Here is a 12410-nt window from a genome sequence, read left to right on the forward strand (position 1 = left end):
CTGACAGGCATTGGTGCTTACTCCCTAGTAATGACTGACCATGATCGAGACCCCAAAATGACCGACACCCCGCATTTCCCCCTCTCCGCCGTGGTCGGCGCCGATGCCCTGAAACTGGCGCTGTGCCTGACGGCCATCGACCCGAAAATCGGCGGTGTGCTGATCGAAGGCCCGCGGGGCATGGCCAAGTCGACATTGGCCCGTGGCCTGGCGGATCTGCTCGCCAGCGGGCAGTTCGTCACCTTGCCCTTGGGCGCGACTGAAGAGCGGCTGGTCGGCACCCTCGACCTGGACGCCGCGCTGGGCGAAGGCCGTGTGCAGTTTTCCCCCGGTGTGCTGGCCAAGGCCGACGGCGGTGTGTTGTATGTCGATGAAGTGAATTTGCTACCCGATCATCTGGTGGATTTACTGCTCGACGTCGCCGCCAGCGGCACCAACCTGATTGAGCGCGACGGCATTTCCCATCGGCACTCGGCGCGTTTTGTGTTGATCGGCACCATGAACCCGGAAGAGGGCGAGCTGCGTCCGCAACTGCTGGACCGTTTCGGTTTGAACGTCGTGCTCAGTGGTCACACTGCGCCGCTTGAACGCGGTCAGATCATCCGTCGCCGGCTGGATTTCGACAGTGATCCCCAGGGTTTCTGCGCCGAATGGGAAGCTCGGCAGCAGGCATTGCGTGAACGCTGCCAACACGCCCGTGTGGCACTGACGAGCATTCCTCTGGACGATCAGGCGCTGGCACAGATCACCGAGCGGTGCTTTGCCGCCGGGGTCGATGGCTTGCGCGCTGACCTGGTCTGGCTGCGTGCCGCTCGCGCCCATGCGGCATGGCGTGGGGCCGGGGCGATCAGCGAGGATGATATCGACGCGGTCGCCGAGTTTGCCCTGCGCCATCGTCGTCGCGACACACCGCCGTCTGCGCCGAGCCAGAACCACGCGCCAGACTCGTCCGCGACTCAACAACCGAAGCCCGGCGAAGGCCAGGGTCAATGGGGTGAAATGCCCGCTCAGGCATTGCCCACCGGTGCCCGTCGTGAAGTGCCGAGCTGGCCAAAAAAGCCCTAGGCATTCGCCCTCGATCTGACGCGGGGGCGAATGCCAAACCCCGTGCAGGACACCTGAAAAACGGCAGGCAGGGCCAGCGTCGAACCACCAGCGGCGGCTCGGTCAATTGGCCTGGAACGCTGCTCAACGGCCGCCCGCGTCAGCGCGAAGATCTGCTGTTTCATCTGCGCAGTCGTTCGCCCCATGAGTTGTGGCTGGTGATTGTCGATGCCTCGGCCTCGACCCGTCGTCATCAGGCGCTGAGCGATGCCAAAGGCTTGTTGGCGCAAGTGTTCGATGACGCCTATCGCCAACGCGTGCGACTGGCGCTGTTGACCGCCAGCGGTGTTGCGCCGAGGTGGCAGGTGCAAGGTCTGAAAGCCTCGGCCAGCCTGCGCGACTGGCTCGTCGCGCTAGGTGCGGGTGGTGGCACGCCGTTGTTTGCCGCGCTGGCTGAAGCAGCGCATTGGCTGACATCACGGCAAAAGCGTTTTCCGGCAGAGCAACAACGGCTGTTGCTGCTGACCGATGGCCGCCTCAAGGAGTGGCCTGCACTGGCGCAACTCCAATGTCCGGGTATGCTGGTGGATATCGAGCGCGGGCCCATCCGGCTCGGGCGCGCTAAAGCCCTGGCCGCCGAGTTGCAGGCTGAGTATCGGCACATCGACGATCTGTAGTGCTTGCAAGAAGATCGCAGCCTGCGGCAGCTCCTACAGAATTGCGTACGCCGTCGTGATACGGTCGGCGTAGGAGTTGCCGAAGGCTGCGATCTTTCAGGGACAAAATCAAAGGAGTGGACCATGCGTGTTCTAGCCGCTAACAGTCAGGACGATTTCCGCGTCAAAGCCTATGCCGGAACCAACGGGGTATTGCTCGCCATGGACCTGGCCGAGCCGCGACGCAAAGGCCTGCTTGGTTTTGCCATCGAAAAACAACAGGGCAGCGGGCCCTGGGAGTTTCTGTTCAACAGCCTGACCTTCCCCGGTAAGGCCCACACCTTTCCCCAGTACAGCGCGACGCCAAGCGATAGCGCGCCGTTGCAGAAATTTCGCTGGGCGGATTACGCGGTCAATCCGGGCGTGACGATCAACTACCGGGTGCATCTGGCCTATGGAACGCCGGATGCGCCGCAATTAGGCGAGGCCCTGGCGGTGACGGTCACCACCGACAACGGCTTGCCGGCGGGCCAGCATGTCATTTTCAATCGTGCGGTGGCGGCCAGTCAGGCCTTTTCCCGCAAGTTCCCCGAGCTCGATGCACAGCTGAGTGCCAACAAGAATCTGTCTCTCGATGACTGGCCCGCCGCACCACGGCTATGGCTGGAGAACGGTTTGCTGGAGCAGATCACCGGTTTCATCGAACGTGCCGCAGATGGTCAGTGGGCGCTGGACATTGCGATTTACGAGTATCAGTTGCCGACCATTGTCGACGCGGTCAACGCGGCGTTTGGGCGAGGCGCCAAGGTTCGGGTGCTGTATCACGCCAAGCCCGGTGATACCGACACCACCATGAATGAAGAGAGCCTGGCCAAGCTTCCCGCCGAGAGCAAGCGGGGGCGGGTGACCCACGCGATCTTCCACGATAAGTTCATCGTACTGAGCAAGGTCGATGGTGCAGGGGAGTATCGGCCTCAGTCGGTGCTGTGCGGCAGTACCAATTTCACCGACAACGGTGTCTACCGCCAGGCCAACGTGGTGCATGTGCTGGACAATACCGCGGTGGGTGTCCGTTACCTGCAAGTGTTCGAGCAGATCTGGGCCGCGCCGACCGATGTGGGCGCCACACGCACCTGGTTGACCAAGAACAACCCGATGGACCCGTCGCAGCCATTGTTTGTCGGTTTTTCACCGCGTACCGGTCAGGCCGATCTGCAGCAATTCGTTGAGATCATCAATGCGGCGAAGAAGGACGTTTTGTTTGTCACCGCGTTCGCGCTGCCGGATGAAATCCTCAACGCCTTGCTCGGCCAGCCCCACGATGATGTGCTGCGTTATGGCCTGCAAAACACCGCCAGCCGCATCACCGGTTTTCACGCCGACCGCACGGCCGACTTCGCCGCCACTGCGTTGCTCAACACTGGCATCGAGGGCTGGCTCAAGGAAAGCATGAAAGGCCAGAAGGGCGACCTGTTGGTGCATTTGAAGGCCATCGTCGTCGACTTCACCAGCGACGCGCCGACCATCATCAGTGGCAGTCACAACCTCAGCATCAACGCCAGTGAAGGCAACGATGAAAACTTCCTGATCATTCGCGGCGACACCGACCTAGCCGACCGTTATGGGCTGGAATTGCTGCGCTTCTACGAGCATTACCGCTTCCGCTATGCCGCCAAACAAGAGGACCTCAAGCAGGTTCCGCCACTGGCGGTGGATGACAGTTGGACCAATGACTACTACCTGGACGGCGACCTGCGAATGCTCTCGCGGTTGCGTTTTTCCGGGCGGTAAATGCTGACCGATTCTGCCTGGCCGTGAAGGTCATGCCACCGGTCCGCTTTCACAGGGGCTGCGCGGCACTTGATCTACCGTTGCCTGTTGAGGAGTGCGCTCCTCATCCACGCGGTTTTTCAGGGAGATCTACCATGGCACATGTACGGCGTGATGTATGGAATCTAGGTTCTGGCTGGAGTGATGCGTTGTTGTGGTATGCACGCGGTGTCGGAGTCCTGCAGCAAAGGCCAATCACTGATCACACCAGTTGGCGGTTTCTGGCGGCTATTCACGGTATCGATGTCCCGCTTTGGCAAGACGCCGGATATCTGCGACGGGGCGACAAACTACCGTCGCAGGAAGATCAGGATCTCTACTGGAATCAATGCCAGCACCAATCCTGGTATTTCCTGCCCTGGCACCGTGGTTACGTGGCTTCATTCGAACAGATTGTCCGGGCGGCAATTGTTGGCCTGGGTGGGCCAAGTGACTGGTCACTGCCTTACTGGAACTACAACGACAACCGGCAAACGCTGAAAATGCCTGCCTGTTTTGCCGCTACCTCGCTACCCAATGGCGAGCAGAATCCGCTGTATGTGCAACGTCGGTTCGGCCCCAATGGCGACGGGGTGATTGTTCTCGACGAAGCGCGGATCGATCTTCGTCCAGCCCTCAAGGAGCATCACTTTGCCGGTTCCGCGTCGGGTGGTACGCCGGGTTTTGGTGGCCCCGAGTCGATATTCGCACACTATGGCAATGTGAACGGTTTGCTTGAGCAGCAACCGCACAACTACGTACACGTTGCCGTTGGTGGCCGGGCCCGAGGCAATCCTAACCTGCGAGGGTTGATGATCAACCCCAACACGGCTGCTCTGGACCCGATTTTCTGGCTGCACCATGCCAATATCGACCGGCTTTGGGATGTCTGGCTCAAGCGTGACCCGAACGACCAGAATCCGGTGTCGGCCGCATGGATCGCCGGCCCGCCAACCGGAGGCCGAGGTTTCGCCGTGCCGACGACCAATGGTGGTCGCTGGTCGTTCCGCGTCGGCGATATGCTGGATACCCGGGCGCCTAAACTCGATTATGTCTATGAGGACACCTCCGATCCTTTGCACGGTACTCGTGCGTTCCAGCAGCGGCTTGAAACACTCGGCGTAGCGCCTCAGGTCCCCGGAGCCGTGGCCGCGAAGGAGAAAACATTGAGCAAACCTGTCACTGCCGAGTTGATCGGCGCCAACGATCAGGCCATTGACCTGAACAGCACGACTGTCGAGACGCCGGTACTTCTGGATAAGGCAGCGTCGGCCAAGGTTTTTGGCAATCTGAAGACCAGGGCGTTCAGCGCGACGGCCACGCCTGCCGATCTCGACCGGGTGTTTCTGAACCTGGAGAACATTCGTGGCGATAACGATGCGGCCACGTATGACGTGTACATCCGTATGCCGGTCGAGGGTCAAACGTCCGCCCATCCTGATGTGCGTGCAGGCTCGATCTCGCTGTTCGGGGTGAGCAACGCCAGCAGGACGGATAACCAGCACGGCGGCCAGGGGTTGAGCCATGTACTGGAAATCACCGATATCTTCGACAAGCTCAGCGCCAGCGGTGCGCCGGACCTGACGAAGTTGACGGTGCGGTTCGTGGCGGCCACCGAGATTCTGCCAGGCGACAACATCAGCGTGGGCAGAGTGAGCGTCTATCGGCAGGGTCGCTGAACATGGCGCAGTACCTGATCCTTGCATTGACCCGAGGCCCCCGGCCATGGCTGATCCTGATCAGCCTGGCCGGGTGGGGGCTGTTGCTCGGTGCGGCGCAGATGCTGCCTATCCCGGCGTTCTGCGGGACATTGCCGGTGCTGGACTATGCCGCCAGTTGGCAGGGGATTGAGCAGGCATTGCTGTTCAATCCTCCTCGCCAGCTGTTGTCTTCGTGGTGGTTGATGCTGTTGGCGATGATGCCGTTGCTGCTGGTTCACCCTCTGGATTATTTGTGGCGGCGCAGCCTGTTGCGCAAGCGCTGGCAGGCCGTGGCGTTGTTCGTCATCGGCTTTTCGGCCATCTGGACCTTGGCCGGCGTGGTGCTGATGGGGCTGACGGTGGGGGCACGGGTGATACTCGGGTTTTCTCCGATGGACACATTGATCGTCGCGCTGGGGTTTTGCCTGATCTGGCAGGCTTCGCCGCTCAAGCAAGCGTGCCTGAACCACTGTCATTACCAGCCGCGGATTTCGGCGTTCGGCCTCGACTTTCTCAAGGACTGTCTGAAGTACGGCATGGTCAGCGCAGGCTGGTGCGTCGGCTCGTGCTGGGCCCTGATGTTGTTGCCGATGCTGGCAGAGCAGGGGCATGTGCCGCTGATGCTGTTGAGCATGGGCTGGATGCTGTGGGAACGCTTTAAAAGACCTCGCCCCGTTCGTTGGTACTGGCCGTTTCCACTGCGTCTGTTTCACTGAAAACCACCCCTGATGAAACGGGGGGTGACCATAGATGTAGGAGCTGCCGAAGGCTGCGATCTGTTGACTTTCAAGATCAAAAGATCGCAGCCTGCGGCAGCTCCTACGGGGGTTGTGTATGCCTTCAGTTTTTCGGGGACGGGCTGACGGTCGCGTTGCGCCAGGCGGTTTGCAGTTGTTCGTTCAGGAGTGCCGGTACGGTTTTACCCGGCTGTTTCTCCAGGCTGACTTTCAGGCCATTGAGTGAGCGGCCACTGAGGCGATTGCCCGCCAGGTCTTCACGGAACACCTGTTCGGCTTGCGCGTATTGCCCCTGGGTCAGCAACGCGTAGCCCAAAGACTCGCGTAGCGTGTAATACCAGTCCGGCGGCTCGTTGTAGTTGAGCGCGTCCTGGATTTGCACGGCCTTGCGCCAGGCCGCGATGATCTGCACATTGTTGTCACCCTCGAGGGCCTGGAGATCGGCACTCAACCCCTGTTTCTGATCCTTGCCGAACACCTCTGCGCCGGCGTCCTTGAGTGCCGCGATATCGAGTGTTCCATGGCTGCTGCCCAGCGCTTTGTTGAGCAGGATCAGGTTGGCAATGCGGAACAGCTCCACGGCTTTATTGCTGCCATAACGCAAGTCCGGATTCACGCTCAAGGCTGCGTTGACGGCCTGCCAATAACCTTTGAGGGCATCACGAGCAGCGCTGCCGTCGAGGCCGTCGGCACTCAGTTTTTGGTAGGCGCTGGCGTATGCCGCCATGACCTGAGTGTAAGGTGCGGTCAACGTGCCGTATTTGTTCGCCGCAGCGCAGGTCTGGTTGATGGTTTGCAAGCCGGCGTTGATCTTCGGTTCGATCCGCTTCAGGGCGTCCCAGTCTTCGAAGCGTACGGCGAAGTAATAGGGCACGGCGTAGAAGTAGTCAGACTTGGTGGCGATTTCCTGGGGGTATTGCTTGCAGAGGAAATCCAGTGCGGCATAGCGGGTGGTGTTTTCCACCAGCTCCTCGGCCATGTTCAGCGCTTCGTTCTGGCGCCCTTCGATGGACAACGTCCAGGTCAGGAAATGAATGTTGTGCCCCAGGTAGTGCAGCGGGTACGGGCTCTGCGGGTCGACCTGATGGGTGTAGGCGCGGTCGACCGACACCGCCGTGTAGTTGGCGATGCTGGCCAGGGCATTGTTGCCGGTGCGCTGGTAGATGTGTGAGGCCATGTGCACCAGGTGACCGATGGCCGGGTTCTGATCGCGAAAACGGTCAGCCATGGGCAGGCCGCTGGCAGGGAAGGGTGACTCTTCAATGGCATGGATATAGAAGTGGTTAGCGCCGGTGTGCAGCTTGTCCTGCACCAGCACCCGGTTGAGCACTTGTAATGCCTCGTAGGCGGCGGAGGTGGGTTTGACTTTATCGGACACCGCTTCATCGCCCTCCCACCATTTCCAGGGGTTGAGGTTAAGCAGGGCGTCGGCATACAGCGTGGCGGCGTCGAGGTCGTCGAAGTGGTTTTCCGACAGGGATTTCATCGCGTCGGCGTAGCGCTGCTTACCTTCGTCGGGCAGGCTGAGCTTGCCGTCCTTCTCGCTGTAGAGGGTCATGAACGCCTTGGCGTAATCGACTTCGCGCTGCAATTGCCGTTCGCTGAAGCGCTCTTTGGCGGCCGGGTCCTTGAGGCGAGCCATGGCGTTGTCCAAGGCTATTTGTGCCGAGCGGTAGGCCAGTTGATCACAGCCAGTGGTGGCGTCGCTGTTGATGTTGGAGTTGGCCGACAGCGCGATGCCCCAATAGGGCATTGCCGCACCTTCGTCGAAGCGGCTGGCCTGGTAGAACGCCCGAATCGCCTCGGAAAAGTTGAAGCCGTACTGCAAGGCAATGCCCTGGCTGTAGAAGGCTTCGACCTGCTCGGCGCCCTTGAGGCTCACCAGTGGATAGCGTGTGCCACCGAGCCCTGAGAGCAGGTGGCCCTTGTCGGTGTCCTGCTGGCTGACGCACTGATGCAGCACCTCCAGATACGGTGTGTCGGGTGATGCCGGCGCAAAGCTTTTCAGGTTCTCGGTCGCGCCGTGGCCCAGGGTGTGGGCCTGGGCAACTGGAAGTCCGGCCAGAAGCAGATTGCCAATCAGGGTGGCGCGCAGAAGGCAGGGTACTTCCATGAGTCAGTTGCTCCTTGAGACCTCATCCGTCTGCGACGAAGTATTGTTGAACTTCGCTGAAATTCCAGTGTGCCATCACGCTGTTCCAGTGCAGTCATCCGGCTATTTACTCATCGCTGCCCGGTACTGGCGTGTGCGTTTGGCGATGTACACCTGGTCGAGGATCAACGCCCAGAGCGCCGAGACCGAAGGTTTTGGCCGGTGACCGCGGCTCAGACGCTGGATCTGAAAGCGCACGACAGCCATGTTGGCCAGCGCCGCCAAGGGTTTGCGCTTCCAGGTGATCGGCGGCAATTGTGGGTGGCTGTCGTGCCCCTCGTGCCACAGCTTGACCAGCAACGGCTCGACCGCCAGCGCGGTGCCGATACCGGCCATGGCGATGCCGCTGACCAGTACCTGTTCGACAACGGGCAAACGCCGAATACCGCCGGTCACCATCACCGGCATCTTCGCCCGGCTCGCCAGTTCACCGGCCATTTCGAGGAAGTAGGCCTCGCGCGCCAGAGTCCGGCCGTCGCGGGCTTCGCCTTGCATCGCCGGGGCTTCATAGCTGCCGCCCGACAACTCCAACAGATCGATGGCGAGCGGGTTGAGCATGTCGATGACCTGCCGCGCATCGTCGGCATCGAAGCCGCCGCGTTGGAAGTCAGCGGAATTGAGTTTCACCGCGACGCAGAAATCTGCCGTGACGGCTGCGCGAACCGCATTCACCACTTCTATCAGCAAACGTGCGCGATTTTCCAGCGAACCGCCCCAGCGGTCGGTCCGACGATTGCTCAGTGGCGACAGGAACTGGCTGATCAGATAGCCATGGGCTGCGTGAATTTCCACACCGGTAAAGCCGGCTTTTTGGGCCAGGGCGGCGCTGGTGGCGAAGCGCTGGATGACGTCCTGGATGTCGTCTTCGCTCATCGGCGTGGGTTGGGCAAACATCTTCGAGAACTGTCCCATTTCCAGGGCCACGGCAGACGGCGCCCAGGCAGGTTGGCCGAGATTGGCCATGGTCTGGCGCCCGGGATGATTGAGCTGCACCCAGAACTGCGCGCCCTTGGCCCGACCAATGGCAGCCCACTGACGGAAACGTTCAAGGTGCCGTTCATCCTCCAGCACCACACCGCCGGGACCGGTCATGGCCCGACGGTCGATCATTACATTGCCGGTCAGCAGCAGGCCGGCTTCGCCATCGGCCCAGGCCCGATAGAGCTGCATCAAGGCCTGTGAGGGGGCTTGTTCGGTGTCGGCAAGATTTTCTTCCATCGCCGCTTTAGCGATGCGATTGCCGATTGTCTGGCCGTTAGGCAGATTCAACGCGTGAAAGGGCGACATATTTGACTCCTCATTAGTGGAGAAATGAGGCTAAGCTTAAAGTTAACTTTAATGTCAAGCGCGAAAATGAGGTTCTGATGAAGATTGGTGAATTGGCGCAATTGAGCGGACTGACGGCTTCGCGCATCCGGTTTTACGAAAGTCAGGGGCTGATCGGCCAGGTCCAGCGCTTGGCCAACGGTTATCGGCGCTACCCGGCAGAGGTGCTGCAAACCCTGCTGGTCATCCAGTGCGCACAGCAGGCCGGGTTCAGTCTGGAGGAGCTCAAACAACTGCTCACCAGCCCGAAGCAGGGTGAGCTCCGGCATGACGAACTGGTGCTGAGCCTGGAGCGCAAGATTGAGCAGATCGAAGAAATGCAACAGCATCTGGCGCAGAGCAAGGCGAAGTTGCTGGGCGTTATCGAGTCCATCAAGGCACGACCTGAAGGCATTGCGTGCTCGGAGAATGCCGAGCGAGTGCTGGCGAGGCTCAAGCACCACTGAGGCGTTCAGTTCTGATTCGAGCAATCGTCGGCAAAGACTGGCGGCGAGGGTCTCGACGTCTTCGGGCTGCGATGAGCGAGCAACTGATGCGCCCGGGGAACCGTGAGCAAAGTGTCGAAGGTTTGCCGTAACCATGGCAGATCACGCAGCGGTCTGCGTGGGACAGGTTTAGCGCGAGCCTTGCCGATGAGACTGGCAAAGACGTCGTTCAAGGCCTCTGCATTTTCAAAGCCTTTGAGTTTCTTCAGCAGTTTCCCGTTGCGATAGAACAACACGGTGGGGGTGCCGCTGACTTTGGGGTGGCGCGGTGATTCGCCGGTATTCAACATATAAATCTCGGCGCGATCTTTATAGGCCTCGGCCGTCGCACGAAAAATCGGCCCGGCGAACTCACAGGCGTAACAGTGCGGATTACTGAAATACAGGACGACCGGGCGGTAGGTCCTCAATGCCCGGAGGTATTGCGGTGCGAGAGAGTGGGTGGTCGGGCTCATTGAAGTCTTCCTTGTTCAGCCGCAAGACGAAGCGAAGGTGCGCCATAACGCTAATTCCGTCCGCAGGGCGCGTCTACTGTCAGAGTTGACAGGTACAGGGCGCTGACGTGTCTCGTTTTGAAGCGCACCTGACTTCAAATGTGGCCCCACTACCCGTGCCTGTAGCCAACGGTAGCGCCTGTGCGCTGCGTCGTTTGGTAACGCCTGTTTTGTGCATTCGTGCATCCCGTTGATTCAATTCATATTTCAATTGCGCTGGGATTTCCCTTCTAGCCTATGGCACACTTTCTGCTGTCTATTCCGTTGTCACATACCAAGTTCCGGTATAGCGGAATACACATCATCCTGGAGTGCCCGTCATGCAGCGCCGACTTTCCTTGTTTACAGCGTGTGTTTTTCTTTTTGCGGCTTCAGCCTCTGTCGTGGGCATTGCCCAGGCGGCGGACAGCAAGCTCGACAGTGTGTTGAAGCGCGGGCATTTGATCGTGGGCACGGGCAGCACTAACGCGCCGTGGCACTTCCAGGGTGCTGACGGCAAATTGCAGGGTTTTGATATCGACATCGGGCGGATGGTCGCCAAGGGTTTGTTCAATGACCCGAGCAAGGTTGAGTTCGTGGTGCAGTCGTCCGACGCACGGATTCCCAATTTGCTGACCGACAAGGTCGACATGAGCTGCCAATTCATTACCGTCACCGCCAGCCGTGCGCAGCAAGTGGCGTTCACCCTGCCGTACTACCGTGAAGGGGTTGGCCTGCTGCTGCCGGCCAACAGCAAGTACAAGGAAATCGAAGACCTGAAAGCTGCTGGCGACAGTGTCACCGTGGCCGTGCTGCAAAACGTCTATGCCGAAGAACTGGTGCACCAGGCGCTGCCCAAGGCCAAGGTCGATCAGTACGACAGCGTCGACCTGATGTACCAGGCGGTGAACTCCGGCCGTGCCGACACGGCTGCCACCGACCAGTCTTCGGTCAAATACCTGATGGTGCAGAACCCTGGCCGCTATCGCAGCCCGACCTACGCCTGGAGCCCGCAAACATACGCCTGTGCGGTCAAACGCGGCGATCAGGACTGGCTGAATTTCGTCAATACCGTCTTGCATGAAGCCATGACCGGCGTTGAGTTCCCGACTTACGCGGCGTCCTTCAAACAGTGGTTTGGTGTCGATCTGCCTTCCCCAGAGATTGGCTTCCCCGTCGAATTCAAATGAAAACTGCTGCGCTCAGAAATACTGCGTTGAAAACAGACTCGAAATGCTCATTGACTAACGTCAACTCTGCTTTCTCGCCTGTTTTCGCCTTGTCTTTCTTTCGCTCGCGACGTTTCCATTTCTTGAATGAGGGGTGGGGCGCCTCTAATGCGCCCCGCTCAAGGTACTGCTGACCATGAACTATCAGTTGAACTTTGCTGCCGTCTGGCGCGATTTCGACACCTTGCTGGCAGGGCTCGGTCTGGGTCTTGAACTGGCATTGGTGTCGATAGCCATCGGTTGCGTGATCGGCCTGCTGATGGCGTTTGCTTTGCTCTCAAAGCACCGCGCATTGCGGGTGCTGGCGTCGGTGTACGTGACGGTGATCCGTAACACGCCGATTCTGGTGTTGATTCTGTTGATCTACTTTGCGCTACCGAGTCTGGGGATTCGGCTGGACAAGCTTCCGTCGTTCATCATCACTCTGTCGTTGTATGCCGGGGCGTACCTGACCGAAGTGTTCCGCGGCGGGTTGTTGAGCATCCCTAAAGGCCTGCGCGAAGCCGGGCTGGCGATTGGTCTGGGGGAGTGGCAGGTCAAGGCGTACGTCACCGTGCCGGTGATGTTGCGCAACGTGCTGCCCGCACTCTCGAACAACTTCATTTCGCTGTTCAAGGACACCTCGCTGGCGGCGGCGATTGCCGTGCCGGAGCTGACTTATTACGCGCGCAAGATCAACGTCGAAAGCTACCGGGTGATTGAAACCTGGCTGGTGACGACGGCGCTCTATGTTGCGGCCTGTTATCTCATCGCGATGCTGCTGCGTTACCTCGAGCAGCGTCTGGCGATTCGCCGTTAG

The 12410-nt window shown here is 59.9% G+C and carries 11 protein-coding genes; 8 read left to right on the forward strand and 3 right to left on the reverse strand.

The genetic code is table 11. The features are described 5' to 3' along the window. The first annotated feature begins 57 nt into the window (after nucleotides 1-57). From BK659_RS15940 to BK659_RS15960, 5 genes are all read left to right on the forward strand, one after another. Complete coding sequence (locus tag BK659_RS15940; RefSeq protein WP_123425962.1) at nucleotides 58-1065, forward strand: magnesium chelatase ATPase subunit I; 1008 nt, start codon at nucleotides 58-60, stop codon at nucleotides 1063-1065. A 53-nt stretch (nucleotides 1066-1118) separates the two neighbouring features. Beyond that, on the forward strand, nucleotides 1119-1721 hold the full coding sequence (locus BK659_RS15945; RefSeq protein WP_259740273.1) for a vWA domain-containing protein: 603 nt from the start codon (nucleotides 1119-1121) through the stop codon (nucleotides 1719-1721). Between the two features lie 123 nt (nucleotides 1722-1844). After that, entirely contained in the window at nucleotides 1845-3491 is a 1647-nt protein-coding gene (locus tag BK659_RS15950; RefSeq protein ID WP_123425964.1) for a phospholipase D-like domain-containing protein, read from the forward strand. A gap of 134 nt (nucleotides 3492-3625) precedes the next feature. Continuing rightward, complete coding sequence (locus BK659_RS15955) at nucleotides 3626-5188, forward strand: tyrosinase family protein (protein ID WP_185015383.1); 1563 nt, start codon at nucleotides 3626-3628, stop codon at nucleotides 5186-5188. Between the two features lie 2 nt (nucleotides 5189-5190). After that, nucleotides 5191-5925, forward strand: a complete 735-nt coding sequence (locus BK659_RS15960; protein WP_123425966.1) for a copper chaperone — start codon at nucleotides 5191-5193, stop codon at nucleotides 5923-5925. 124 nt (nucleotides 5926-6049) lie between these two features. On the opposite strand, the gene BK659_RS15965 is transcribed toward BK659_RS15960, so the two are convergent. Then, nucleotides 6050-8059 (reverse strand): hypothetical protein, encoded by a 2010-nt coding sequence (locus BK659_RS15965; RefSeq protein WP_123425967.1) that lies wholly within the window; start codon nucleotides 8057-8059, stop codon nucleotides 6050-6052. 102 nt (nucleotides 8060-8161) lie between these two features. Next, nucleotides 8162-9385, reverse strand: coding sequence for an NADH:flavin oxidoreductase/NADH oxidase family protein (locus BK659_RS15970; RefSeq protein ID WP_123425968.1), 1224 nt, complete (start codon nucleotides 9383-9385; stop codon nucleotides 8162-8164). 77 nt (nucleotides 9386-9462) lie between these two features. Between BK659_RS15970 and BK659_RS15975 the strand changes: the two genes are divergently transcribed. Beyond that, complete coding sequence (locus BK659_RS15975; protein WP_123425969.1) at nucleotides 9463-9870, forward strand: MerR family transcriptional regulator; 408 nt, start codon at nucleotides 9463-9465, stop codon at nucleotides 9868-9870. A 5-nt stretch (nucleotides 9871-9875) separates the two neighbouring features. Here the strand turns inward: BK659_RS15975 and BK659_RS15980 are convergent, their stop codons facing one another. Further along, on the reverse strand, nucleotides 9876-10364 hold the full coding sequence (locus BK659_RS15980) for a thioredoxin family protein (protein ID WP_123425970.1): 489 nt from the start codon (nucleotides 10362-10364) through the stop codon (nucleotides 9876-9878). A 359-nt stretch (nucleotides 10365-10723) separates the two neighbouring features. On the opposite strand from BK659_RS15980, the gene BK659_RS15985 reads away from it, so the two are divergent. Together BK659_RS15985 and BK659_RS15990 are read left to right on the forward strand one after the other, a co-directional pair. Continuing rightward, the gene (locus tag BK659_RS15985; RefSeq protein WP_123425971.1) at nucleotides 10724-11572 is read left to right on the forward strand and encodes a transporter substrate-binding domain-containing protein; all 849 of its coding nucleotides are present in this window, start codon (nucleotides 10724-10726) and stop codon (nucleotides 11570-11572) included. 175 nt (nucleotides 11573-11747) lie between these two features. Beyond that, nucleotides 11748-12410 (forward strand): amino acid ABC transporter permease, encoded by a 663-nt coding sequence (locus BK659_RS15990; protein WP_054596802.1) that lies wholly within the window; start codon nucleotides 11748-11750, stop codon nucleotides 12408-12410.

This window comes from Pseudomonas brassicacearum, assembly GCF_003732225.1.
Classification (GTDB): domain Bacteria; phylum Pseudomonadota; class Gammaproteobacteria; order Pseudomonadales; family Pseudomonadaceae; genus Aquipseudomonas; species Aquipseudomonas brassicacearum_E.